Origin of the sequence: Amycolatopsis taiwanensis DSM 45107, assembly GCF_000519205.1 — a bacterium.
GTDB lineage: Bacteria > Actinomycetota > Actinomycetes > Mycobacteriales > Pseudonocardiaceae > Amycolatopsis_E > Amycolatopsis_E taiwanensis.
Genome location: NZ_JAFB01000010.1, coordinates 122,637 through 146,431 on the forward strand (window position 1 = coordinate 122,637; position 23,795 = coordinate 146,431).

At 70.3% G+C, this 23,795-nt stretch carries 27 protein-coding genes; 16 read left to right on the plus strand and 11 right to left on the minus strand.

The window, feature by feature from the left end; genetic code table 11:
- Window positions 1-26: 26 nt before the first annotated feature.
- Complete coding sequence (manB, locus tag A3CU_RS0109970) at window positions 27-1,100, plus strand: mannose-1-phosphate guanylyltransferase (RefSeq protein WP_027942156.1); 1,074 nt, start codon at window positions 27-29, stop codon at window positions 1,098-1,100.
- On the plus strand, window positions 1,100-1,993 hold the full coding sequence (locus A3CU_RS0109975; protein WP_027942157.1) for a DNA-3-methyladenine glycosylase family protein: 894 nt from the start codon (window positions 1,100-1,102) through the stop codon (window positions 1,991-1,993). Before manB ends, A3CU_RS0109975 begins: the two co-directional genes overlap by 1 nt.
- Here the strand turns inward: A3CU_RS0109975 and A3CU_RS44255 are convergent.
- From A3CU_RS44255 to A3CU_RS0109995, 4 genes are all read right to left on the minus strand, one after another.
- Window positions 1,938-2,525 (minus strand): NUDIX hydrolase, encoded by a 588-nt coding sequence (locus tag A3CU_RS44255; protein ID WP_052371609.1) that lies wholly within the window; start codon window positions 2,523-2,525, stop codon window positions 1,938-1,940. The genes A3CU_RS0109975 and A3CU_RS44255 overlap by 56 nt on opposite strands.
- 161 nt (window positions 2,526-2,686) lie before the next feature.
- A complete protein-coding gene (locus A3CU_RS0109985; RefSeq protein ID WP_043840871.1) occupies window positions 2,687-4,024 on the minus strand; it encodes a coenzyme F420-0:L-glutamate ligase in 1,338 nt (445 codons plus the stop codon).
- Window positions 4,017-5,012: a 2-phospho-L-lactate transferase gene (gene cofD / locus A3CU_RS0109990; RefSeq protein WP_027942159.1), complete on the minus strand. Its 996-nt coding sequence runs from the start codon at window positions 5,010-5,012 to the stop codon at window positions 4,017-4,019. The genes A3CU_RS0109985 and cofD overlap by 8 nt, the downstream gene beginning before the upstream one ends.
- Window positions 5,009-5,782 carry a GNAT family N-acetyltransferase gene (locus A3CU_RS0109995; protein WP_027942160.1) on the minus strand — a complete coding sequence of 258 codons (774 nt, stop codon included), beginning with the start codon at window positions 5,780-5,782 and terminating at the stop codon, window positions 5,009-5,011. Before A3CU_RS0109995 ends, cofD begins: the two co-directional genes overlap by 4 nt.
- Window positions 5,783-5,897: 115 nt before the next feature.
- Between A3CU_RS0109995 and fdxA the strand changes: the two genes are divergently transcribed.
- On the plus strand, window positions 5,898-6,218 hold the full coding sequence (gene fdxA / locus A3CU_RS0110000; RefSeq protein ID WP_027942161.1) for a ferredoxin: 321 nt from the start codon (window positions 5,898-5,900) through the stop codon (window positions 6,216-6,218).
- The gene (dapC, locus tag A3CU_RS0110005) at window positions 6,215-7,303 is read left to right on the plus strand and encodes a succinyldiaminopimelate transaminase (protein ID WP_027942162.1); all 1,089 of its coding nucleotides are present in this window, start codon (window positions 6,215-6,217) and stop codon (window positions 7,301-7,303) included. The genes fdxA and dapC overlap by 4 nt, the downstream gene beginning before the upstream one ends.
- 306 nt (window positions 7,304-7,609) lie before the next feature.
- Here dapC and A3CU_RS0110015 read toward each other — a convergent pair whose 3' ends face one another.
- Window positions 7,610-8,572: a CHAD domain-containing protein gene (locus tag A3CU_RS0110015; protein ID WP_425388231.1), complete on the minus strand. Its 963-nt coding sequence runs from the start codon at window positions 8,570-8,572 to the stop codon at window positions 7,610-7,612.
- 131 nt (window positions 8,573-8,703) lie between these two features.
- On the opposite strand from A3CU_RS0110015, the gene A3CU_RS0110020 reads away from it, so the two are divergent.
- The gene (locus A3CU_RS0110020) at window positions 8,704-9,600 is read left to right on the plus strand and encodes a prenyltransferase/squalene oxidase repeat-containing protein (protein WP_027942165.1); all 897 of its coding nucleotides are present in this window, start codon (window positions 8,704-8,706) and stop codon (window positions 9,598-9,600) included.
- Between the two features lie 11 nt (window positions 9,601-9,611).
- Here A3CU_RS0110020 and dapD read toward each other — a convergent pair whose 3' ends face one another.
- Window positions 9,612-10,595: a 2,3,4,5-tetrahydropyridine-2,6-dicarboxylate N-succinyltransferase gene (dapD, locus tag A3CU_RS0110025; protein ID WP_027942166.1), complete on the minus strand. Its 984-nt coding sequence runs from the start codon at window positions 10,593-10,595 to the stop codon at window positions 9,612-9,614.
- A gap of 58 nt (window positions 10,596-10,653) precedes the next feature.
- The gene (locus tag A3CU_RS0110030; protein WP_052371610.1) at window positions 10,654-11,076 is read right to left on the minus strand and encodes a hypothetical protein; all 423 of its coding nucleotides are present in this window, start codon (window positions 11,074-11,076) and stop codon (window positions 10,654-10,656) included.
- 14 nt (window positions 11,077-11,090) lie between these two features.
- On the opposite strand from A3CU_RS0110030, the gene dapE reads away from it, so the two are divergent.
- From dapE to A3CU_RS0110050, 3 genes are all read left to right on the plus strand, one after another.
- Window positions 11,091-12,152 (plus strand): succinyl-diaminopimelate desuccinylase, encoded by a 1,062-nt coding sequence (dapE, locus tag A3CU_RS0110035; protein WP_027942168.1) that lies wholly within the window; start codon window positions 11,091-11,093, stop codon window positions 12,150-12,152.
- 382 nt (window positions 12,153-12,534) lie between these two features.
- Window positions 12,535-13,305, plus strand: coding sequence for an LOG family protein (locus A3CU_RS0110045; RefSeq protein ID WP_027942169.1), 771 nt, complete (start codon window positions 12,535-12,537; stop codon window positions 13,303-13,305).
- On the plus strand, window positions 13,306-13,875 hold the full coding sequence (locus tag A3CU_RS0110050) for an LOG family protein (protein WP_027942170.1): 570 nt from the start codon (window positions 13,306-13,308) through the stop codon (window positions 13,873-13,875).
- 45 nt (window positions 13,876-13,920) lie between these two features.
- On the opposite strand, the gene A3CU_RS0110055 is transcribed toward A3CU_RS0110050, so the two are convergent.
- Window positions 13,921-14,592, minus strand: a complete 672-nt coding sequence (locus A3CU_RS0110055) for a lysophospholipid acyltransferase family protein (protein ID WP_027942171.1) — start codon at window positions 14,590-14,592, stop codon at window positions 13,921-13,923.
- Between the two features lie 158 nt (window positions 14,593-14,750).
- Between A3CU_RS0110055 and A3CU_RS0110060 the strand changes: the two genes are divergently transcribed.
- The 4 genes from A3CU_RS0110060 (at window position 14,751) to A3CU_RS0110075 (ending at window position 16,962) form a co-directional block, all read left to right on the plus strand.
- On the plus strand, window positions 14,751-15,047 hold the full coding sequence (locus A3CU_RS0110060; RefSeq protein WP_027942172.1) for a DivIVA domain-containing protein: 297 nt from the start codon (window positions 14,751-14,753) through the stop codon (window positions 15,045-15,047).
- A 70-nt stretch (window positions 15,048-15,117) separates the two neighbouring features.
- A complete protein-coding gene (locus tag A3CU_RS0110065) occupies window positions 15,118-15,570 on the plus strand; it encodes an SRPBCC family protein (protein WP_027942173.1) in 453 nt (150 codons plus the stop codon).
- A complete protein-coding gene (locus A3CU_RS0110070) occupies window positions 15,570-16,136 on the plus strand; it encodes a DNA-3-methyladenine glycosylase I (RefSeq protein WP_027942174.1) in 567 nt (188 codons plus the stop codon). The genes A3CU_RS0110065 and A3CU_RS0110070 overlap by 1 nt, the downstream gene beginning before the upstream one ends.
- Before the next feature lie 79 nt (window positions 16,137-16,215).
- Window positions 16,216-16,962 carry a polysaccharide deacetylase family protein gene (locus A3CU_RS0110075; RefSeq protein WP_211246390.1) on the plus strand — a complete coding sequence of 249 codons (747 nt, stop codon included), beginning with the start codon at window positions 16,216-16,218 and terminating at the stop codon, window positions 16,960-16,962.
- Here A3CU_RS0110075 and A3CU_RS0110080 read toward each other — a convergent pair.
- On the minus strand, window positions 16,925-17,941 hold the full coding sequence (locus tag A3CU_RS0110080; RefSeq protein WP_052371611.1) for a sensor histidine kinase: 1,017 nt from the start codon (window positions 17,939-17,941) through the stop codon (window positions 16,925-16,927). The genes A3CU_RS0110075 and A3CU_RS0110080 overlap by 38 nt on opposite strands.
- Here A3CU_RS0110080 and A3CU_RS0110085 point away from each other — a divergent pair.
- Window positions 17,940-18,539 carry a response regulator transcription factor gene (locus A3CU_RS0110085; protein WP_027942177.1) on the plus strand — a complete coding sequence of 200 codons (600 nt, stop codon included), beginning with the start codon at window positions 17,940-17,942 and terminating at the stop codon, window positions 18,537-18,539. The genes A3CU_RS0110080 and A3CU_RS0110085 overlap by 2 nt on opposite strands.
- On the opposite strand, the gene A3CU_RS0110090 is transcribed toward A3CU_RS0110085, so the two are convergent.
- Window positions 18,527-19,321, minus strand: a complete 795-nt coding sequence (locus A3CU_RS0110090; RefSeq protein WP_027942178.1) for an enoyl-CoA hydratase-related protein — start codon at window positions 19,319-19,321, stop codon at window positions 18,527-18,529. The genes A3CU_RS0110085 and A3CU_RS0110090 overlap by 13 nt on opposite strands.
- A 317-nt stretch (window positions 19,322-19,638) precedes the next feature.
- Between A3CU_RS0110090 and A3CU_RS50985 the strand changes: the two genes are divergently transcribed.
- Both A3CU_RS50985 and A3CU_RS0110100 read left to right on the plus strand, forming a co-directional pair.
- Window positions 19,639-19,806 (plus strand): DUF3117 domain-containing protein, encoded by a 168-nt coding sequence (locus A3CU_RS50985; protein ID WP_081617745.1) that lies wholly within the window; start codon window positions 19,639-19,641, stop codon window positions 19,804-19,806.
- Between the two features lie 160 nt (window positions 19,807-19,966).
- Complete coding sequence (locus A3CU_RS0110100) at window positions 19,967-21,415, plus strand: leucyl aminopeptidase family protein (protein ID WP_027942179.1); 1,449 nt, start codon at window positions 19,967-19,969, stop codon at window positions 21,413-21,415.
- Window positions 21,416-21,481: 66 nt separating this feature from the next.
- On the opposite strand, the gene A3CU_RS44260 is transcribed toward A3CU_RS0110100, so the two are convergent.
- On the minus strand, window positions 21,482-22,465 hold the full coding sequence (locus A3CU_RS44260; protein ID WP_052371612.1) for a LysR family transcriptional regulator: 984 nt from the start codon (window positions 22,463-22,465) through the stop codon (window positions 21,482-21,484).
- Between the two features lie 63 nt (window positions 22,466-22,528).
- On the opposite strand from A3CU_RS44260, the gene A3CU_RS44265 reads away from it, so the two are divergent.
- Window positions 22,529-23,794 carry an MFS transporter gene (locus A3CU_RS44265; RefSeq protein WP_245616975.1) on the plus strand — a complete coding sequence of 422 codons (1,266 nt, stop codon included), beginning with the start codon at window positions 22,529-22,531 and terminating at the stop codon, window positions 23,792-23,794.
- The last annotated feature ends 1 nt before the right edge of the window (window position 23,795 follow it).

Sequence of the window (23,795 nt, forward strand, 5' to 3'; positions counted from 1 at the left end):
GGGTGTCCCGCACTGACACAGGAGGAATTGACGTGGAACCAGACGCCGTGGTGCTCGTCGGTGGCAAGGGCACCCGACTGCGCCCGCTGACCCTGTCCGCCCCGAAGCCCATGCTGCCGACCGCGGGCGTGCCGTTCCTGAGTCACCTGTTGTCCCGGATTCGTGCCGCGGGAATGACCCACGTCGTGCTGGGCACCTCCTACCGTGCGGAAGTCTTCGAGGAGTACTTCGGCGACGGTTCCGCGCATGGCCTGGAGCTGGAGTACGTGGTGGAGGAAGAACCGCTCGACACCGGGGGAGCGATCCGCAACGTCTTCGACCACCTGCGCGCCGACCATGCGGTGATCTTCAACGGCGACATCCTCTCCGGCGCCGATCTCCAGGCGCTCGTGCGGGCGCATCGCGACAGCTCGGCGGACGTGACCCTGCACCTGCAGCGGGTCGCCGATCCGAGCCGGTTCGGTTCGGTGCCCACGGACGAAAACGGCCGCGTGACCGCGTTCCTCGAGAAGACCCCGAACCCGCCGACGGACCAGATCAACGCCGGTTGCTACGTGTTCCGGCGCGAGATCATCGAGGCGATCCCGGCGGGCAGGCGGATTTCGGTGGAGCGGGACACCTTCCCCGGCCTGCTGGCCGCCGGTGCGCACCTGCACGGCTTCGTCGATGCCTCGTACTGGCTCGATGTCGGTACCCCGGAGGCGTTCGTGCGTGGCTCCGCCGACCTCGTCCGCGGGGTGGCGCCCACGTCGGCGTTGCCGGGCCCGGTCGGCGAAGCGCTCGTTCTCGACGGCGCCCACGTCGCCGCGGGAGCCACGGTGACCGGCGGCGCCACGATCGGCACCGGGGCGGAGGTCGCGACCGGTGCGCGGATCGACGGATCCGTGCTGTTCGACGGTGTCGTCATCGGCGAAGATGTGGTGGTGGAGAACTCCGTGCTGGGCGTGGGCGCGCGTGTCGAGAAGGGCGCGGTGCTGCGCGGGGTGGTCCTTGGCGATGGCGCCACCGTGGGTTCCGGATGCGAGTTGCTCACCGGCGCCCGGGTGTGGCCAGGCGTGGCGCTTCCGGCCGGTTCGATCCGATTCTCCAGTGACGCCTGATGTTGTACCGCCCGCCGTTTCCGCTGGACCTCGGTGCGGTGCTGGCACCGCACCGGCGGGGCAAGGGTGATCCCTGCCAGCGCCACGAGGCGGGCATCACGTGGCTGACCGGCAACACGCCGGAAGGCCCGGCGACCCTGATGTTGCGCCGGTTCGCCGATGGTGAGGTCGAGGCGCAGGCGTGGGGACCCGGTGGGGACCGCCTGCTCGACGGGGTACCGGCGCTGCTCGGCGCGCGCGACGACGATCGCGAATTCGTCGCACACCACGACCTGGTCGCGACCGTGCGCCGCCGGAAGCCGGGGCTGCGGCTCGGAGCGACCGGCCGGGTGTGGGACGCGCTGGTGCCGGCGGTGCTGGAGCAGAAGGTCACCGGGATCGAGGCCCGCCGGTCGTGGCGCGAGCTGTGCCGGTGGTTCGGCGAGCCGGCGCCCGGCCCGGCGCCGGCCGGGTTGCGCGTGCCGCCGTCACCGCGCGCGATCCTGTCCATCGTGGACTGGAAGTGGCATCGGGCCGGTGTCGACCTCAGCCGCCGGCGCGCGCTGATCTTCGCCGCCCAGGTGGCGCACCGGCTGGAACGCGCGGCCGTACTGGGCGGCGCCGAAGGGCGCGCGTTGCTGCGCAAGGTGCCGGGCATCGGCGTGTGGACCGCGGCCGAGGTGGCCCAGCGGGCCTGGGGTGATCCGGACGCGGTGAGCTTCGGGGACTTCCACATCCCGTCCGTGGTCGGATATGCCTTGCTGGGCAAGGCACTCGACGACGCCGGCCTCGCCGAGGTGCTCGCCCCCTATGCGCCGCAACGCCAGCGAGCGGTGCGATACGTCGAAGCCGCGGGGTTCAGCCGTCCCCGCTTCGGCCCGCGACTCCCGGTGCGCGATTACCGTGCGTTGTGACCCGCGCCGCGCTGGCCAGCATTTCGGACAGGTCGTCCGAGTCCGGTGGCAGACCGTCCAGCGGCCACCAGCGCAGGTCGTCGGACTCGTCGCTGCGCACGGGTTCGGCGCCGGGCGGGGCGTGGACGGCGAAGCGGACGTCGAAGTGCCGGGTCGGCACGCCGAGCGAGCAGGTGATCGGATGCACGTCCAGATGGATGGGCTCGGGGTCGATGCGCAAACCGTCCATTCCGGACTCTTCCGTCGCCTCTCGCAGCGCCGCGGCGGCCAGCGTGGGATCACCGGGTTCGCAGTGCCCGCCGAGCTGCAGCCAGCGGCCGACCCGTGGGTGCAGGGTCAGCAGCACGCTCGTCCGGTCCGCGTCCAGCAGCACCGCCGACGCGGTCACGTGCCCCGCGGCACATGACCGCGCGCAGGCGTCCTCGCGCGCGGCGAGGAAGCCGAGAAAAGCCTGCCGAAGGGACTCCTGAGCGGGCAGGGAAGGGCGCCAGCTGTCCAAAGTGGAGATCGCGTCGCGATGTAAGAGGGTCATTCAAAAGTCCCGTGTTAGTGCTTCGGCGAGTGGAAGACGCGCCGCCGGAGGCTCCGCGAACGCGGCTGCGGGCCGCCGGAGGAGATTGGCCGGATGTGGGTTGCCAGGTCGCGGTCCGTAGACGCGTTCGTCGATCGCGCGTTTTGAATAACACAGGAGGCTCACAGCTCGATGAGCCCTTCCCGCAACGGCTCGCGCGGCGCTGCGGCTTCCGCCGGGTGGCCGATCGCCACCGCGCCGAGCGGCTGCCAGCCCTCGGGCAGGCTCAGCACGTCCCGCACCACATCCGCGGCGAAGATGGTGGATCCGATCCAGCACGAGCCGAGCCCCTCGGCGGCCAGCGCGATCAGCAGTCCCTGCACCGCCGCGCCGCCCGCGACCGTGAACATCGTCCGCTCATTGGCGTTTCGGCGCGCGTCCGGGTAGGTGTGCGCGCCGTCCGGGGTCAGGAACGGCACCACGACTTCCGGAGCGTTGAACAGGATGTCGCCGCGGCTGACGCGCTTGGCGATCTGCTCGTCGGTGAAGCCGTCGCCGCGAAGGTCGGCGCGCCAGGATTCGCGCATGGCTTCGAGCAGCTTCGTGCGCAGGCCTTGGTCACGTAGCCAGACGAACCGCACCGGCTTGCTGTGGTGAGGCGCCGGGGAAGTCAGCGCGGCACCGATCGAGCGGCGCAGCACGTCCTCCTCGACCGCCTCGTCGGTGAACCGGCGCACCGAACGGCGCACCAGCACCGCCTCGCGGCGGCCCCGCGCGATCGCCTCGGCGGTGCCCAGCCGGAACATGTCCTCCTCGACCGGGCGCACCAGCTTACGCGCGGTCGAGCCGTCGTCCACAAGGGACATTCCGCGGACCACCGCCACCGGGAGCCCGCCGAGCTTGCCCTTCACCAGGTCCGCCGCCGCGGCCAGTTCGTCGGCGACCGCGATCTCGGTGACCTGCAACTCGTTGCCCTGGCCGTCGACCTGGCCCTCGTAGGAGTGCAGCACCTTGATGCCCGAGGAGCCGATGGCCGTGTCGGTCTGGCCGACCCGCCAGGCCCGGCCCATGGTGTCGGTGATGACCACCGCGACCTCGACCCCGAGCCGCTCCCGCAGCCCGTTGCGCAGCGCCAGCGCGGACGCGTCGGGGTCGGCCGGCAGCAGCGCGATCTCGTCACCGGCCACGTTGGACCCGTCGACCCCGGAGGCCGCCTGCACCACACCGATCCGGTTCTGCGTGATCAACGTGCGGCCGAACCGTGCCAGCACGTGCACGGCCTCCTCTTCGACCAGCCTGCGCCGCGCCGCGTCCCGTTCCTCGGGGTCGGCCGGTACCCGGACGAGCCGCCCCTCGATCTTCGACACGACCTTGCTGGTGACCACCACGACATCGCCGGACCGCAGCCACCGCGCGGCGTCCGCGATGGCGCCGGTGAGATCGTCGCCAGGGCGGAACTCCGGCAGCCCGGTCACCGGAATGATCTCCAGCCGCTCCGCGGAATGGTCTCGCTCAGTCAATGTCCACTCCAGACAGTTGCAGGGCCGCCCGCGCCATCGCAGCGGTCGCGTCGATGTCGGACATCAGCAGCGGCACCGCACACACGGCGACGCCGGGCACGTGAACCGTCTCTCCGGAAGCCACCAGCCAGCCGTCGAGCAGGCCGTCCTCGGAGGTGCGCCGGGAGCCGTAGTGCCGGCCGACCGCCTCGGCGGAGGTCTCTACGCCGATCGCGGTGAGGCAGGCGTCCGCCATGCCCCGCAACGGTTTCCCGCTGATGATGGGCGAGACGGCCACCACGCCCGCGGAGGTCTTGCGCAGCGCGTCCCGCACGCCCGGCACCGACAGCACCGTGCCGACCGACACCACGGGGTTGGACGGTGCGAAGAGGACGGCGTCGGCCTCGGAGATCGCATCGAGCACGCCGGGCGCGGGCTTGGCCTCCTCCGCCCCGACGGGCACGATCGAATGTGCGGGAAGACCCGCCCGGTACCGCACCCACCACTCCTGGAAGTGCAGTGCCTTGCGCTGCCCGGCGTTGTCCGGATCGTCCACGACGACGTGGGTTTCCACGCGGTCGTCGGTCATCGGCAACAGCCGGACACCAGGTTGCCAGCGGTCGCACAGCGCCTCGGTCACCGCCGACAGCGGGTACCCGGCGCGCAGCATCCGCGTGCGGATCAGGTGGGTCGCGATGTCCTTGTCCCCGAGACCGAACCAGGTGGGCTCGGCCCCGTAGGCGGCGAGTTCCTCCTTGACCGTCCAGGTCTCGTCCTGATGACCCCAGCCACGTTCGGTGTCGATACCACCACCCAGGGTGTACATGCACGTGTCCAGGTCCGGAGCGATCCGCAGGCCGTGCATCCACACGTCGTCACCGGTGTTCACCACGGCGGTGATCTCGTGCGGTGACTCACCCGGGCCGATCGGCGGCAGGCCGAGCGCCGCCTTCACGCCGAGCAGGAAGCGGGCGCCGCCGACGCCGCCGACAACTACGACAACCTTCACAAGAACCGATCCTTCCACGGGGAAGGCGGCACCCAGTAGCGGTATCTGTGATCTCCGCGGAAGCCGAGCGACTGGTAGAGCGCGAGCGCCGGCGCATTGCGCACATCCACCTGCAGGACGCAGGCGGCCGCACCACGCCCGGCGGCCCACCGGCCACAGGCCGCCATCAGCGCCTTCGCCAGTCCACGCCGCCGATACTCGGGCCGCACCGCCAGCCGCGCGACGACCAGGACGTCCTCCACTATGGCCGCCCGAACCGCGCCGGCCGTGACACCGTCCATCTCGACGATGCCGAACCCGGTCTCACCGCCGGTGAGCACGTGCCGCTGGGCCGGAGTCGGTGCCGGGCTCCCCACCGCCAGTTCCCACCAGCCGGGAGTGGGCTCGGCCAGGATCGGGACCTCCGGGTCGCCGGTGGAGAGCGGGCCCACGAGCACGGAGACGCGATGACCGGACGCATGCGCGACGTTCGGTAGCCAGCCCGCGGCCTCGATGGCGCGCTCCGTCTCGCTGCCCTCGATCGCCTGCACCATCGGTGGAATTCCGTGGGTGTGGGCGAACTCACACACTGCCTCCAGGGCCTGCGGGACCGGCAGGCCGGGGTCGCCGATCGCCAGCGCGCTGTTGGCCCGGCCGGTGAACGGCCGCCCGCGAACATCCTCCGGCGTCATGTCGTACGCCGCCCGCAGCCGCCAGCCACCGAGTTCGTCCTCGATCACGGCGGGCCACGCCTCCGCGCAGAGAAGTTCCAACTTTTCGGTGGTCCACACGGGTTACATTGTGCGGCGACCGGGGGAGAATAAGGGTGGCCTTACCTGGAAAGCTTGGGGCGAAGACGCGTAATGTCCGAGCCATAGCCGGATCTCATTCACACAGGAGAGCGCAGTGACCTACGTGATCGCCGAGCCCTGCGTCGACGTGCTCGACAAGGCGTGCATCGACGAGTGCCCCGTCGACTGCATCTACGAGGGCGACCGGATGCTCTACATCCACCCCGACGAGTGCGTGGACTGCGGTGCCTGCGAGCCCGTGTGCCCGGTGGAAGCCATCTACTACGAGGACGACGTCCCCGAGGAGTGGGCCGAATACACCAAGGCCAACGTCGACTTCTTCGAGAAGCTCGGCTCTCCCGGCGGGGCGTCCAAGGTCGGCAAGGTCAGCGACGATCCGCAGTGGATCAAGGACCTGGCGCCGCGCGGCGAATGACCTCGGCCACGCTGCCCGACTTTCCCTGGGACTCGCTGGCCGGTGCCGGCCAGACCGCACGTGCCCACCCGGGTGGGCTGGTCGACCTGTCCGTAGGCACGCCCGTCGATCCGGTGCCCGAGGCCGTCCGGAACGCGCTGGCCTCGGTTTCGGACATCCCGGGCTACCCGGCCACTCACGGCACGCCCGAGCTGCGTGCCGCGGTGGTCGAGGCGCTGCGGCGGCGCCACGGCGTCGTCGGGCTCGTACCTGATGCGGTGCTGCCGACCATCGGTTCCAAGGAGCTGGTGGCCTGGCTGCCGCGGCTACTCGGGGTAGGCGCGAACGACACCGTGGTCATTCCCGAGCTGGCCTACCCCACGTATGAGGTCGGAGCGCTGCTCGCCGGGGCCGGTGTGCTGCGCGCGGACAGCCTGTTCGCGCTCGGCCCGCAGCGGCCGCGGCTGCTCTGGCTGAACTCGCCGTCGAACCCGACCGGCCGCGTGCTCGGCGTGGAGCACCTGCGCAAGGTCGTGTCCTGGGCGCGCGAGCGGGGCACGATCGTGGTCTCCGACGAGTGCTACCTGACGCTCGGGTGGGATGCGGAGCCGGTCTCGATCCTGCATCCCGACGTGTGCGGCGACCGCATGGACGGGCTGCTGGCGGTCCACTCACTGTCCAAATCGGCCAACCTGGCCAGCTACCGGGCCGGATTCGTCACCGGTGACCCGCGGCTGATCGCCGAACTGCTCGCCGTGCGCAAGCACGCCGGGATGATCGTGCCGAGGCCGGTGCAGGAGGCGATGACCGTCGCGCTCGCCGACGACGCGGCGCTCGCGACACAGCGGGAGCGTTATGCGCGGCGGCGGCTCGTGCTGACGAAGGCGTTGCAGGACAACGGCTTCCGGATCGACCACTCGGAGGCCGGGCTTTACCTGTGGGCCACCCGGGACGAGACCGATTGGCAGACCGTCAACTGGCTCGCCGAGCGCGGCATCCTGGTGGCGCCGGGCACCTTCTATGGCCCGTCGGGCTCGCAGCACGTGCGCGTTGCGTTGACCGCGACCGACGAGCGTGTCGCCGCCGCCGCCGAACGCCTGGCCTGACCCCCGCCCCCGGCTCGTCACCNCCACCCGCCGTGTCCCCGCCTCCGGCGGCCGAGTTCCCGCTTCAGGCGGCCGAGTTCTCGGCCGAGGCCGCCGAGTTCCCGGTTGAGGCGGCCGAGTTCCCGGTTGAGGCGGCCGAGTTCCGGGTTGAGGCGGCCGAGTTCCGGGTTGAGGCGGTCCAACCCCGCTTGGTTGCCCGCGAGCACGACCGACGCGTTCGTGCCTGAGTCGGCCCGGGAAGTGGAGCAAGGTGGATTTGCTACGGATAGTCCGTAGCAAATCCACCTTGCTCCAGAACGGGGCGGGTCAGGGCAGGAGCCGCGCCGCCAGTTTGTTGACGCCGGCGAGCGCGTCCGGCCAGGCGGCGCGTGCCTCGGCACGGCGATTGGCCTCACGCTCGACGATGCGCCCGGCGATGAAACCGACCATCCGCTCGTCGGAGGTGACGGCCAGGTTGCGCACGCGGTCGGCGGCGACCACGGCATCCTGATGGTCGCCGAGCACGTCCTGGAGCCGCTTGGTGGCTTTCACGAGGGCCTTCAGCCGCGCCGCCTGCTTCTTCTTCGCCGCCGGCACCGCCAGTTCGGCGGCATACCGCAAACGCTTGCCACGGATGCGCACGGCGTGGAGTTCGTCGTCGGGCGGATTGTTGGGCAGCGCCGCGGCCGCCCGGACGAGCCTGCGGTAGGGCTTGCGGAGCGCTGTGGCCGGATCGAGCCGGCCGTCATCCGGCGCGTTCGCGACTTCGGCGGTCTTGGTCAGCTCGCCGATGGCCGTGAGCAGGGCGGTGTACCGCGCCGTGTTCAGAGCCTGGTTCAACCGCCGCTTGGCTTGGTCACGCTGGGCGGCGAAGGCCGCGATGAGCTGGTCGGCAGCCTGAAGGTCCTGCTCGCCGAAACCCGCCACCGTGGTGCGGAGGTGGTCGATCAGCACGTCGTAGTCGCGCACCTCGCCGAGAACCGAACCCAGCAACTTCAGTTCCGCGCGGACGTGTTGGGCCGCCGGGTCCTCGGACAACTTCAACACGCTCCGCATGCGCCGCACCGCCACCCGCATCTGGTGCAGATCCTCCGGGTCCGCACCGGAGCGGGTACCAGGCTCGTGGGCGAGCAGGGCACGAAGCTGAGCGTCGAGCTTGGCCCGCAGATGCGCGGTGGGTGAGTCCTCGGGTCCCACGACCATGGGCTCGTCGGACAGACCGAGATCGGCCGGCGTCTTCGTCCGGCGCGTGGTCACCTCGTTGGTACCGGATAACTTTTCGGTACTCACAAAGATGAATGATAGGTGAATCACTCTCGCATGCGGCGAACGTGACGCGTCGTCAACGGAGCAGCTCAATTTGAGAAGGGATGTCCGGACTGTTCAAGACGGTCACCCGGCACAGCGGTAAGGATGGGCCCATGTCAATCGATCTGTCAGCGGCATCGGCCTTCATGGCCACGCATGCGCGAGTCCTCGATCGTCGCCGTTACCAGAACCTCCTCGGTGAACGCGACCCCGAGAGCACCCTCGCGGCACTCGCGGCGTACCGCAATCCCGACGGCGGCTTCGGCTGGGGTCTCGAACCCGACCTGCGTGCCACCGAAAGCCAGCCGGGAGCCGCGCTGCACGCATTCGAAGTGTTCGCGGAGGTCGCCGATTCGGTTCGGAGCCCACAGGCGGTCGCGCTGTGTGACTGGCTGGCCTCGGTGACGTTGCCCGACGGAGGTCTGCCGTTCGCGCTGCCCGTCACGAACCCCACCGGTTGCGCACCGTTCTGGGCGAACGCCGACTCGACCGTGTCCTCGCTCCAAATCTCGGCGATTGTCGCGGAGAACGCACACCGTGTAGCCGTGCACGACGCGGATGTGGCTGCCCACCCCTGGCTCGATCGCATCACCGAATACTGCCTGTCCGCGATAGCCAACCTCGGCCCTCAGCCGCACGCTCTGGTGCTCGCATTCGCCGCGCGCTTCCTCGACGCTGCCTGTAAAACCCGCCCGGAGGCGGCCGAACTGTTGGACAGCCTCCGTATTCACGTCCCCGCGAACGGGTTGTTGCACGTCGAGGGCGGCTCCCCGGACGAAATGATGCGCCCTCTGGACTTCGCGCCACTTCCCGGCGGGCCGGCGCGACGCCTGTTCGAACCGGACGTGGTCGACGCCGAACTTCACCGCCTTGCGAACGGGCAGCAGCCGGACGGCGGCTGGTCGGTCGATTTCGCCAGCTACTCGCCCGCCGCCGGCCTGGAATGGCGCGGTTATCACACCGTGCACGCGCTGTGGATACTGAAGGAGAACGGCCTGTTGGACGGCTGAATCGAAGCGAGTCAGTCGTTGGCGTGCAGGGCGGTGTTCAGTTCGATGCCCGAGCCGCTCCGGGGTACGACCTCGACGGCACCGGTCGTGGAGTTGCGGCGGAACAGTGCCCCGGAGATCCCGGACAGCTCCCGTGCCCGGACCGACCTGCCGTCGACGAGCACCTTGGTGCCCGAGGTGATGTACAGCCCGGCCTCGACCACGGAATCGTCGCCGAGCGAGATGCCCACCCCGCCGTTGGCGCCGATCAGACAGCGCCGGCCCACCGAGATGACCTCCTTGCCGCCACCGGAAAGCGTGCCCATGATCGAAGCGCCGCCGCCGATGTCGGTGCCCTCGCCGACCACTACCCCGGCGGAGATGCGGCCTTCGACCATGGACGCGCCGAGGGTGCCGGCGTTGTAGTTGACGAAGCCCTCGTGCATCACCGTGGTGCCGCTGGTCAGATAGGCACCCAGCCGGACGCGGTCCGCGTCACCGATGCGCACCCCGCTGGGCACCACGTAGTCGACCATGCGGGGGAACTTGTCGACTCCGTAGACGGTGACCGGCCCACGCGCCCGCAGACGCAGCCGGGTCGCCTCGAAACCCTCGACCGGACACGGACCGTGGTTGGTCCAGACCACATTGGCAAGCAGGCCGAAGATGCCGTCCAGGCTCTGCCCGTGTGGCTGGACCAGCCGCTGGGACAGCAGGTGAAGGCGCAGGTACACGTCGTGTGCGTCGGCCGGTGCGTCGGCCAGCCTGCCGATCGTGGTGCGCACGGCGGCGACCTCGACGCCCCGGTCGGGGTCCGGCCCCAGCAGGGCGGCCGCCTCCTCCCCGAGGATCTCGGCGGCCTGCTCACCCGACAGCCGCTCGGTGCCGGAAGTGCCACCGGCCTCGGTCAGTTTCGCGTGGGGGAACCAGGTGTCCAGAATCGTGCCGCCGGTCGTCACGGTCGCCAACCCGACGCCGGACGCGCCCGTGATTTCAGGGTTCGGGGTCTCGCTCACGCACCTACCGTAACTCGTGACCGTGGCTCCGGATGACACCCGCCCAGGCTCTCGGCCGTCAGCGGCCCGATGTCCACTGGTCGACCTTCTGCTTGATCCTGGTGAGTGTCGCGGCGATGTCGGAAAGCGTCTGTGAGCACGGGTTACCCGGTGTCGAGACGGATTCGCAGTTGGATGCGCGGTACGCGTCGATGCCCTTGGACAGGTCATCGGCATACCCGACGAGACCGGCCGCCCGCACCGTGCCGACGGTGCTGCCCAGCTCGGTGATGTACTTCGCACAGCCTCGCGGCACCTGGCTGGTGGGGCTGCGGTAGCACTGGTCGGCGGTGAGCGCGTCGAGCTTGATCCCGAGCACGTCCGTGCTGGCCGTCTGCCCGCCCCCTTGGGGTTTCGGGCCCGCCTCCTGCCCGCCGCAGGCGGCCAGGAGGAGCGTCAGGGCGCCGATCGCCAAGGTCTTTCGCGTGTGCACGCCTGTCACCGTAGTCTCCTCGTATGGACGCGCTCGACCTGCACGCCGACCCCGCCGACATCGCCTGCGCGCTGGTGGACATACCCAGCGTTTCGGGATCCGAAGCCGCGATCGCCGACGCCGTACAAGACGCGCTGAGCCAGCAGAAGCATCTCGAAGTGGTGCGTAATGGCGACGCCGTGCTGGCCCGGACGAACCTGGGCCGGCCATCGCGGGTGATTCTGGCCGGGCATTTGGACACGGTGCCGGTGAACGACAACCTGCCGCTGCGGCGCGATGGCGACGTCCTGCATGGGCTGGGCACGGTCGACATGAAGGGCGGCGACGCGGTGTTCCTGCACCTCGCCGCCACCGTGACCGAGCCGGACTACGACCTCACCTTCGTGTTCTACGACTGCGAGGAGGTCGAGGCGGCACGCAACGGCCTCGGCCGGATCGAACGCGAGCTGCCGGACTGGCTGCGCGGCGACCTCGCGATCGTCGGTGAGCCGTCGAACGCGGTGATCGAGGCGGGCTGCCAAGGGACCATGCGGATCGAAGTGCGGTGCGGCGGCAGGCGCGCGCACACGGCGCGGGCGTGGATGGGCGTGAACGCGATCCACGCGCTCACCGAGCCGCTCCGGCGGCTGGCCGAGTATCGGGCGCGGGAGGTGGAGATCGACGGGCTGACCTATCGCGAGGGGTTGCAGGCCGTGCGCGTCGCCGGTGGGGTCGCCGGGAACGTGGTGCCGGACGAGGCGGTGCTCGCGATCAACTTCCGGTTCGCCCCGGACCGCACCGCCGAACAGGCGGAAGAGCATCTGCGGCAGGTCTTCGACGGGCTCGACCTGTCCGTTGTGGACTGCGCCGCCGGGGCACTGCCGGGACTGTCCGCGCCCACCGCGGCGGCGCTGGTCGAAGCGGCCGGCGGGCAGGCGGCGGCCAAGCTCGGCTGGACCGATGTGGCGCGGTTCGCCGCACTGGGCACGCCCGCGGTCAACTTCGGCCCGGGGGACCCCACGCTCGCGCACACCCGTGAAGAACACGTGGCGAGCACGGAGATCCGCCGGGTCGCGGAGGTCCTGCGCGACTTTCTGGGCAAGTGAGACGGGTCAGCCAGCCTGTTCGGCGCCTTGCACGTCCATCCATTCGAGGGTCTCAATTCGAGAGTCGTCGTGACCAAAGGTGATCAGGTGACGTCACATCGCCCGCGACGTATCGATCCCGTCGCTACCTATTGCGGGAGTCCGATGGTGAGGAACAGGTTGTCCGCCTCGCCGTCACTGAGGGCCTGAAGAAGGTCGCCGATGTCCCGGCCAAACGACAAAGAAGTCTCGCCAAGCGTGTGTCCATCGCGTTCGACGAGGCGGGGCGGCCAAGGCATGACCCGCTACGCCGACATCGAATGACGGGATCTGGCTACGTACCGCAACCGCTTCGCCTCAGTTGGTTGCCAGGAGCGCGGCCGCCGCTAAGCTCCGCAACGTGATAGAAGAGGTATCCGAGTACGCGGAGCATCCACGGGAGAAGCATCTGGGCCCGGTGGTGCTCAGGCGTGGACGCCGCGCGGAGACGACCACGACCGACCAGCGGCTGCTCGATTCGCGGGGCCCGACCGACTGGGTGCACACCGACCCGTGGCGGGTGCTGCGCATCCAGGCCGAATTCGTCGAGGGGTTCGGCGCGCTCGCGGAGGTGCCGCGTGCGGTCACCGTGTTCGGCTCGGCGCGCACGCCCCGTGACCATCCCGAGTACGAGCTGGGCCGCCGGCTCGGCGCCGCGCTGGCCACGGCGGGATTCGCGGCGATCACCGGTGGCGGGCCCGGGGCCATGGAGGCGGTCAACCGCGGCGCCTCGGAGGCGGGCGGGCTGTCCGTCGGTCTCGGCATCGAGCTGCCCTTCGAGCAGGGCCTGAACCCGTGGGTCGACCTCGGCGTCAACTTCCGCTACTTCTTCGCCCGCAAGACGATGTTCATCAAGTACGCGCAGGCGTTCATCTGCCTGCCCGGCGGGTTCGGCACGCTCGACGAGCTGTTCGAGGCGCTCACGCTGGTGCAGACGAAGAAGGTCACCAAGTTCCCGGTCGTCCTGTTCGGACGATCGTACTGGGGCGGGCTGTACGACTGGGTGAAGAACTCGGTGTACGGCGGGGGAAAGATCGACGAGAAGGACGTGGCGCTGCTGCACCTGACCGACGACATCGACGACGCGATCCGCGTGGTCCAAGAGGCGTACAAGGCATGGGAGGACACTCACTAGATGCGCAGGATCTGTGTGTTCTGTGGTTCGTCGACCGGAACGAACCCCGCTTACGCCGAGCAGGCGGCGACACTGGGCAAGCTGCTCGCCGAGCGGGAGATCGGGCTCGTGTACGGCGGTGGGAAAGTGGGGCTCATGGGCGTCGTCGCGGACGCGGCGCTGTCCGCGGGTGGTGAGGCGATCGGGGTCATCCCGAAGCACCTGATGAACGTCGAGCTCGGGCACACGGGGCTGACCAAGCTGCACGTCACCGAGGACATGCACGAGCGCAAGGCGAAGATGGCCGAGCTGTCCGACGCCTTTCTCGGGCTGCCCGGTGGGGTGGGCACGCTGGAGGAGCTGGCGGAGATGTGGACCTGGGCCCAGCTCGGCCTGCACAGCAAGCCGATCGGGTTGCTCGACGTCGCCGGCTTCTTCCGCCCGCTGCGCGATTTCGTCGACCACATGGTCACCGAGGGATTCGTGCGGCCACAGCACCGCGACATGGTGTTCGTCGACTCCGATCCCGCGGTGCTGCTGGACGCCTTCGAGGCCTACCGTCCGCCCGTCGTCCCCAAGTGGACCGACTGAACCCCATGGAGGTTGATTCGCCCTGGAGACACGACCCAGAGCCAGTCAGGCGACGTCGCCGGGGCGCTTGTGGTAGGTGTCGACGTATTCCTGCTTGGAGAGTTCCAGGATCGCGTACATGATCTCGTCGGTTACCGAACGCCGGACCGCGGGCGAGGCGCCCATACCCTCGTAGCGGCTGAAGTCGAGGGGGTCGCCGAACCGCACGGTGACCTTGGAGACGCGGGGGAAGCGTTTGCCGACCGGCTGGACCTTCTCGGTGCCGGTCAGCGCAACCGGCACCACCTTCGCCCCGGTGGCCAGCGCCAGCGCGCCGACGCCGGTATGCCCGCGGTGCAGCCGGCCGTCGAGCGAGCGGGTGCCCTCCGGGTAGATCGCGAAGGCGTCTCCGGCCACGAGAACCTTGCGGGCGGCTTCGAGCGCGGACAGCCCGGCCGCGGCGTTGCCGCGTTCGACCGGCACGTAACCCAGCGCCCCGAGGAAGCTGGCGAGGAACCGGCCCTTGAGGCCCTTGCCGGTGAAGTACTCGGCCTTGCCCAGGAACGCGACCCGGCGCGGGGTGCACAGGGAGATGACCGCGGTGTCGACGGCGGCGCGGTGGTTGGCCGCCAGGATCACCGCCCCGGTTAACGGCACCTTCTCCGCTCCATGCACTTCGGGCCGGTACACCGCACGCGCGAACGGTGCCAGAACATGCCGGATCAACAGGTGTAGCAAGGCGCCCTCCCGACTCCCTCACTCTGGGCCTCACACCCATCTTTGCAGGCTGATCCGGTGAACCCGGTCTCCGGCCCGCCAGGCCCGATGGCGTGGAACCCGATCCCCGCATCGCGGCGCGCGCGACGTGCCTGGTGCTGGTGTGTCACGATCGTGCCGTGACGACCGCGCTGATTTACCTCGTAGTCATGCTCTTGGTGGCGGCGGTGGTGTTCCTGATCGCCGCTGTGGTGTTCGGCCGGGGCGAGGAGCTCGCGCCTCTTCCCCCGGGTAGCTCGCCGACCCGGCTGCCCGCACAGGACATCCTCGGCGAGGACGTGCGGAAGGTGCGCTACCAGCTCGTCCTGCGTGGCTACAAGATGTCTGAAGTGGACTGGGTGATGCAGCGGCTTGGCGCCGAGATCGACGACCTGCGGGCACGGGTCAACGAACTCGAGGCCGAGCGAGCACGATGACACCCCGTGGGTCGACTCGCGGCTGTCACGACACGATCGCGGTCGCGCGCAAAGCCGCGGAGGAACGTCGATGACCGATTTCGTGTTCGCGGTGGACGTAGCCGCGCCGGCCGGTACCACCTGGCTCGCGCTGACCGACTGGGCACGGCAGCACGAGTGGATGCTCGTCACCCAGGTGCAGGTGATCGAGGGGGACGGCCGCAGCGTCGGTTCCCGGCTGGCGGCGTTCACGGGCCTGGGCGGGGTCGGTTTCACCGATACGATGGAGATCACCACCTGGGAGCCGCCGGTGCGGTGCGCCGTGCGGCATGCGGGCAAGCTGGTGCGCGGCACCGGTGCGTTCCACGTGCATGCGAAGGGGCCGCAGGACTCCACGTTCGTCTGGTCGGAAAGCCTGCGGCTGCCGTTCGGGCTGCTGGGCCGGCTCGGCTGGCCGGTGGCGAAACCGGTGGTCGCGATGGGCGTGCGGCATTCCCTTCGCCAGTTCGCCCGGTTCGCGGAGAACTACTCGATTGGAGCTTGATGAGCCTGCTGGGTGCCGATGGCTTGGCCCGCTGCCCTTGGGGCAACACCGCGCCCGACTACGCCGAGTACCACGACACCGAGTGGGGCGTTCCGCTGCGCGGCCAGGATGCGCTCTACGAGCGGTTGTGCCTGGAGGCGTTTCAGTCGGGCCTTTCCTGGCTGACCATCCTGCGCAAGCGCGAAGGGTTCCGCCTGGCGTTCGCCGGGTTCGTGCCGGAGAAGGTGGCCGCGTTCACCGACGACGACGTAGCGCGCCTGCTCGCGGACGCCGCCATCGTCCGCAACCGGGCCAAGATCGCGGCCACGATCACCAACGCGCGGGCCGTCGTGGAGCTGGACCGGCCGCTGGACGAGTTGCTGTGGTCGTTCGCGCCGTCGCAGCTCCGGCGCCGGCGTCCGCGCACGATGGACGAGGTTCCGGCGATCACCCCCGAGTCGACGGCCATGGCCAAGGACCTCAAGAAGCGCGGCTTCGCCTTCGTCGGCCCCACCACCTGCTACGCCCTGATGCAGGCGACCGGCATGGTCGACGACCATCTCGCGGGTTGTTTCCGCGCGGGATAGCGCCGCAAAGACCGACCGGCCGGAGGTACTAGGACCTTCGCCGCTTCCGGACCGGCGTCGGGCACGCGAGGGTCACGTCATGCTTTCGATCTTCTCCTCGCGCCGGGTCCGGAAGTGGACGATCGGGGTGGCCCTCACCCTGGTCGTGCTGCTCGGTTCCGGTTTCGGGCTGCTCAAGGTGGCCAATTCGCGAACCTTCCAGTTCTTCGGCGACATCGTGGACCGGGTGGACACCTCGCAGCGGGTGGTCGCGCTGACCTTCGACGACGGGCCGGATCCCGCGGGTACGCAGGCGGTGCTCGACGTGCTCGCGGACCGGCAGGTGCCCGCGACGTTCTTCCTGATCGGCCGTGACCTCGCCGCGCAGCCCGACCTCGGTCGCGCGATCGCGTCGGCGGGGCACGAGATCGGCAACCACACTTTTTCGCACGAGCGAATGGTCGGCGTGACTCCAGGCTTTGTGGCCGACGAGATCGAGCGCACCGACGCGCTGATCCGCGCCACCGGTTACTCGGGCGAGATCCTGGTCCGTCCGCCGAACGGCAAGAAGCTGTTCGCCCTGCCGCACTACCTGAGCGAGCACGGCCGGAAGACGATCATGTGGGACGTCGAGCCGAACTCGTACCCGGAGATCGACCGGAGTGCCACCGCGATCGCGGATTACGCCGCCACGCACGTCCAGCCGGGCTCGATCGTCGTGCTGCACGCGATGTATGCCGGGCGCGAGGCGACCCGGCAGGCGCTCGGGCCGATGATCGACCAGCTACGCCAGCGTGGCTACCGGTTCGTCACCGTCTCGCAGCTACTGGGCTACCAGGGCAGGTGAGCGGCAGTTCGGCCGTGACGAGCCACTCGCCGTCGCCGGTCTCGGCGGCGTGCAGCGTCCCGTGCACCGACGCAACCTGCTCGGCCAGGCTCGTCAGCCCATAGCCGGAGCCGGGCGGTTTCCGGTTCGACCTGGCGTTGCGCGCGGTGATCCGGACCGCGTCGCCGGTCACCTCCACGCCGAGGTGCAGGCGTACGCCGGGACCGTTGTGCCGCAGGGCGTTCGTGGCGGTCTCCGCGATGATCCGCTCGGCGATGTCCCGGACCGGGCGGGCGAGCCCGGTCAACCGGGGATCGTGGTCGAGGACGAGCCCGGCCGCGCGCAGCCGGGCCAGCACCTCGGTGAGATCCGGCGGCAGGTCGTGCTGGTCGTGCAGCTCGCGGAGGGTGCGGCGGACCAGCGTGAGCGCGCCCCTCCCGGCGGCCAGCACGGTGTCCAACCGGGCACGGTCGGCCTCGGTGAGGGCACCGCCCGCGCGCAGTGCTTCGGCCTGGACCAGCATCACGGTCGTGCTCTGCGCGAGCGTGTCGTGCAGGCGGCGGGCGGCGAGTTCGGTGCGCTCGGCCGCATGCCGTCGGCGCTCGACGCCCAGTAACCAGGCCGTTGCGCAGGCGGCGACGGCGAGCAGGGTGCCGTCGAAGATCCCCTTCGCCGGGAACACCGCCGCGCCCACGGCGGCCGTCGCGAGCCCGCACCCGATGCGGTTCCCGGCCGCGGCATACAGCGCGATGAGAACCGGCAGGTACATGGTGTTGCGCGGCGGATCGACCAGGAGGTGCGCGACGGTCGCCGCCGTGGTCACGGCCAGCACCACACCCGGGGCGCGGTGGCGGGCGAACAGCGGCAGAAGCTGGGCGGCACTGAGCAGGGCGCCCGGCCAGCCCTGGCGCCACGACCAGGCGCCGCCGACCACGAAGGCCGCCACGACCACGGCGTTCACCAGCTGTGGGCGCAGACGCCGCCAGTAGGGTGTGTCCATGATCCGGGTCCTCGTTGTCGACGATCACGCGATGATCCGTGAGGGGCTGGCGCTCATTCTCGACTCCCGGCCGGACATCGAGGTGATCGGCCAACTCGCCACCGGCGACGAACTGCTCACCATCACCGATCAGCCCGACGTCGTGCTGCTGGACCTGTACCTGCCCGGACTCGACGGCCTGGAGACGCTCCGGCGGCTGCGGCAACGGCCGGGCGCCTGCCCGAAGGTGCTCATGCTGACCACGGTGGGCAGGCCCCGGGAGATCCAGCAGGCGCTGGCCGCCGGCGCCGCTGGTTTCGTGCTCAAGGACGCCACCGGGGACGAGCTGGTCGCGGCGGTGCGCGCCGCGCATCAGGGCGTGACGGCGATGAGCCCGACCGCTGCCGCGGCCATCGCCGTCCCGCCCACCGAACCGCTCACCCCGCGGGAGCTCGACGTGCTGGAACTCCTCGGCCGTGGGCTGTCCAACCGGGACATAGCCGCCCAGCTGCGCCTCGCCGAGCGCACGGTGAAGGCGCATGTGGGCAGCGTGCTCGGCAAGCTCGGGGTGACCAGCCGAACCCAGGCGGCGCTGCTCGCACCCGGTTACCTACCGTGAAACTCCGGCTTTCGCTTGGCGACGAAGGCCGTTACCGCCTCGCGGTGATCCTCGGTGGCGCCGAGGAAGGACTGTGCCTCGTCCTCGGCGGCGAGCGCCTCGTCGAGTGTGCTGCTCGACGCCTTGTTCAACACCTCCTTGACCTTGGCGAAGGCACAGGTGGGCCCGGCGGCCAGTTGCGCGGCCAGCTCGTGTGCCCGGCCGGGTAGCTCCTCGTCCGCCACAACCTCGCTGACCAGGCCCAACCGCAGTGCTTCGGCCGCGTCGACCGGCCGGCCGAGCAGCATCAGCTCCTCCGCGCGGCCGTAGCCGACGAGCCGTTGCAGCGTCCACGACGCGCCGGAGTCGGGCCCGAGCCCGACCCCGGCGAAGGCCATCCGGAAACCCGCGGAACTGGCCGCGAGCCGCAGGTCGCACGCGTAGGCGAACCCGGCGCCCGCGCCGGCCGCAGTCCCGTTGATCGCGGCGATCACCGGCTTCGGCAGCTCCACGATGGCCCGGATGATCGGGTTGTAGTGTTTGGCCACCGTGCCCAGCGGCGCGGGGTCGCCGGCGGTGAGCAATTCGGCGTGCTCCTTCAGGTCCTGACCTGCGCAGAAGGCCTTACCCGCACCGGTGAGCACCACGGCCCGCACCTCCGGCGTTGCGGACGCCTCCCGCAGCGCGTCCAGCAGTCGTTCCTTCAACTCGACGGTGAGGGCGTTGTAAGCCTTGGGGCGATTGAGAGTCAGCGTGCGCACACCGTCCGCGTCGGCGGTCAGCAATACGTCTTCAACACTCATGTGTGTTCCTCCCGGCTTGTCCGTGTTGTCCAGAGCGCGTGCGGGCAGTCAGGCCGTGACGTTCGTTGTCGGCTACCGGTTGAGCGAAGCGGCGGCCTGCCTCCCCGCCCACGTGCACCCTCGTTGTCCGTCGCCATGGGTCCTCGTCCCGCGTGAATAACTTTGTCCGGTTCCGGCGCGCATACCAGCACCTATGCAACACGAAAAGATCGGTCCGCGTTCGCGCGGCCAGGCTGATGAGGGAGAATGACCTCGACACCCGGTTGGCTTAGGCGAGCGCGACCCGGGCGCGCCGGTTGAGACGGAGGGAGCACGCTATGGCGGCCATGAAGCCCCGGACCGGAGATGGTCCCCTCGAGGTGACTAAGGAGGGGCGGGGCCTCGTGATGCGCGTTCCGCTCGAGGGTGGCGGGCGACTCGTCGTCGAACTTTCGGCCGAGGAGGCCAAGGATCTGGGAGTCGCCCTGCAGGAGGCGACCAGCTGATCTTCAGGTCGCGTCATGTCACCGGTTGAGGGAAACCCTCGAACCGGATTTCGTCGTCCCCACGATTGAAGATACGACCGGCGCGGCGTTCGTGAGGTGCACGAATCGGCGCGCTGTGGTGACCTGACCGCGGTCGGGTCGCGAAGAAACGGAGGCCCCCGTGGCGCGGTACCCCTTACCGGCCATCCCCAGCCGATTGATCGAGTTCGAGGTCGCCGACGACCTCCGCCGAGGCGCGCCCGTGGCCCGGGTGGTGCGTGCCGCCGGCGAGGAGGTCGAGCTGGGCGGCGTGCGGCATGCCGGGAAGGCGGGCGAGGTGCGGGACGTCGCCGCGGACGACGTGCGGTGGCTGGTCGGCGTGGGCCAGGGCACACCGGCCGACTGGCGGTCCGCCGGTGCGGCGCTGGTGCGCGCGGCGGCCGAGGGCGACCGTGCCCGGACCGTTCAGGTGGACCTGGGCGACGCGGAGGCCGACGGAGACCGACTCGCGGCACTGGCTGCGGGCGTGCTGCTGGGCGGTTACCGGTTCAAGGTCAGTGCCGACGGTGACAAGGCAGGCGTCCGGACGGTGCGCGTGCTCGCACCGTCCGGAACCGCTGTCCCCGACCTGACCCGCGTCCGGGAGCTGGCCGGTGCGGCCGCCCTGGCGCGAGACCTGTCCAATGCGCCGTCGAACATCAAGAATCCGGCGTGGCTGGCCGAAACGGCCGAGCGGGTCGTGGCGGACGTGCCCGGACTGCGCGCCACGATCCGGGACGAGAAATGGCTCGCCGCGCAGGGCTTCGGCGGAGTGCTGGCGGTCGGCGGCGGGTCGGCGAGCCCGCCCCGCTTGATCGAGCTGAGCTACCGGCCGCGCGGGGCGAGCCGGCACCTGCTGCTCGTCGGCAAGGGCATCACCTTCGACACGGGTGGCCTGTCGATCAAACCGGCCGAGGGCATGCACCTGATGCGCACCGACATGGCGGGCGGCGCGGCGGTGATCGCGGCGACGCGCGCGATCGCCGCGCTGCGGCTCGGGCTGCGGGTCTCGGCCCTGGTGCCGGCCGCGGAGAACCACGTTTCCGGCGGGTCCTACCGGCCCGGTGACGTGGTGCGCCACTACGGCGGAAAGACGACCGAGGTCTCCAACACCGACGCCGAGGGCCGCATGGTTCTCGCCGACGCCCTGGCGTATGGCATCCGGCGGTTCCGGCCGGACGCCGTGGTGGACGTGGCGACGTTGACCGGGGCGATGAAGGTCGCGCTGGGCCTGCGGACCGGTGCGCTGTTCGCCAGTGACGACGCGCTCGCGGCCCGCGTGCTCGCCGCGGGACAGGCCGCGGGTGAGTCGTGGTGGCGGATGCCGCTGCTGGACGACCATGTGGACGCGGTGCGCGGTGAGCTCGCCGACGTCCGGCAGACCCCGACGGGCCCCGGCGGGATCACCGCGGCGTTGTTCCTGCGTGAGTTCGTCGACGGGCTGCCGTGGGCGCACCTCGACATCGCGGGCCCCGCCCGGGCGGACAAGAGCTACGCCGAGGTCGTGCCCGGTGCGACCGGCTTCGCCGCCCGCACCCTGGTCGAGCTGGCCGCCTCCTATGCCGGCCAGCCGCCGGAGGCGGGCGAGTAGCGGGCTTGATCCGCGCTCGGTGCCTGGTCGTTTGAGGTGCGGTGCTGGTCGCGCCGTGTGTTTGCCTCACGCGCCGGCGGGCTCGGTCCGCGCTCGGTGCCTGGTTGCTTGAGGTGCGGTGCCGGTCGCGCGTTGCGTGGTCAGCACATGGTCACGAAAGGAGCGGACGGCTGGCGTGAACTGCTCCTCGCTCGGCCACACCAGGCCGATGGTGCGCGTCACCTTCGGAGACAGCGGGATCTCCGCGACTCCGGCCGGCGGGGCGGGGCCGAAGCGCGGCAACAGCGCGACGCCGAGTCCGGCCGCGACGAGGCCGCGTACGGTCTCGGACTCCTGGCCTTCGAACGCGATCTTGGGGTCGAAGCCGGCCTTCGCGCACAGCGCGTCGGTGATCTGGCGGAGCCCGTAGCCGGGTTCGAGGGTGACGAAATCCTCGCCGGCCAGTTCCTCGAACCGGATCCGGCGGCGCGCCGCCAGCCGGTGCGAGCGCGGGACCGACAGGAGTAGTTCCTGTTCGGACAGGACGCTCCCGGTGAGCGTGGAATCGTCCACCGGCAGCGGGGCGATCAAGGCCAGGTCGAGCTCGCCGTCGGCCAGCCTGCCCAGGATGTGCCGGCGCGAGCCCTGCACCAGGGTGAAGCGCACGCCGGGATACTGCGCGCGGAAGTCCCGAAGCAGGCTCGGCACGAGCCACCGGCCGAGCAGGTGCAGGAAGCCGAGCACAACATGCCCGGTCGCCGGGTCGAGCTCCTCGCGCGCCTGGCGTATCCCCGCGTCGACGGTGGCGAGCGCGCGGCCCGCCGTCCCGGCCAGGATCACGCCGACCCTGGTCAGCCGCACGCCGCGCCCGGCGGGCTGGGTGAGGGGAGCGCCGATGGCTTCGGACAGTGCCGCCAGTCGCCGGCTGACGGTCGGCTGGGGCACCCCGAGCCGTTCGGCCGCGCGGGTGATGTTGCCGGTCTCACTCAGAGCGGTCAGCAGGGCCAGGCCCGGCGCGAGCCGGGCGATGAGGTGCTGGTCATCGGCCTCCGCCCGGATCTCATCCATCATCGTATGAATACTTGCAGATTCTCGTATTGGACGCATTGGTTAGCTGAGCTTAGTTTCGTGTTCGTGCGCGCTGACCTGCTCGTTCCTGCCCGAACCGCCACCCGTCGCGTCAAGATCGCGGTTGCTGCCGGTGGAATCTCGACCTTCGCACTGCTATACGCGCCGCAGCCGGTGCTGCCGCAACTCGCGGCTCAGTACCAGCTCGACCCCGGCAGCGCTTCGCTTGCGGTGAGCGTGGCCACCGGCGCGCTGGCCATCACCGTGCTGCCGATCGCCGCGCTGTCGGAGGTCGTCGGCCGACGGCCGGTGATCACCGCGTCGGTGACGGCATCCGTTGTGTTCGGCCTGCTGCTGCCGCTGGCACCGTCGTACCCGGTTCTGCTCCTGCTGCGGGCACTGGAAGGGATCGCGATCGCCGGCTTTCCCGGCGTCGCCGCGGCGTACCTGGTGGAGCGGCTCGGGCGTACCGGGGTGGCCGCTGCGGTCGGGGCGATGATCGCCGGCAACAGCATCGGCGGCATGCTCGGCCGGCTGGTCGCCGGATTCGGCGCCGAAGCCCTGGGCTGGCGTGGCGCACTCGCCATGGTCGCCGTGCTCGCGCTGCTCTGCTCACTACTCACCGTGATGACCCTGCCCCCGTCGTCCGGCCCGGTTTTGGAGGAAGGTGGATTTGCTACGGATGATCCGAAGCAAATCCACCTTGCTCCAAAACGAGCGTGGGGTGAGCAGTTACGGAGCGTGTTGCGGGGCATGGTGGCCGCGGTGCGCAAGCCGGTATTGCTGGCGCAGTACGCGGTCGCGATGCTGGCCATCGGCGCGTTCGTGTCTATCTACAACGCGGCGGGCTTCCGGTTGACCGGCAAGCCGCTGGACCTCTCACCCGCGATCGCGTCGCTGGTGTTCCTCGCCTACGCGATCGGCTCGGTGTCCTCCGCCGCGGCGGGGAGGCTGGTCGCCCGATTCGGGCGGTTGAGGTCGGTCGCCGCGGGGCTCGCGGTCATGGCGGTCGGCCTGGCGCTCACGGTGCCGGACGCGCTGCCGGCGGTCGTGCTCGGGTTCGTCGTGTTGACCGGCGGATTCTTCGCGGCCCACGCGGTCGCCAACGGCTGGACCGCGGCGGAGGCACCGGCCGGGGCGCGCGGGCAGGCCGCCGGCATCTACACGCTCAGCTTCTACCTGGGCAGCAGTGTCGGCGGCACGGCCGGCAGCGTGATCTACAGCCACGCAGGATGGTTCTGGCTCGTCGTGGCCACGGTGAGCTGGCTGGTGCTGGCCATCGTCGTCGAGACGATCACCGTCGCCTCGCGGAAGACCGCCTCCGCGGCGTGAA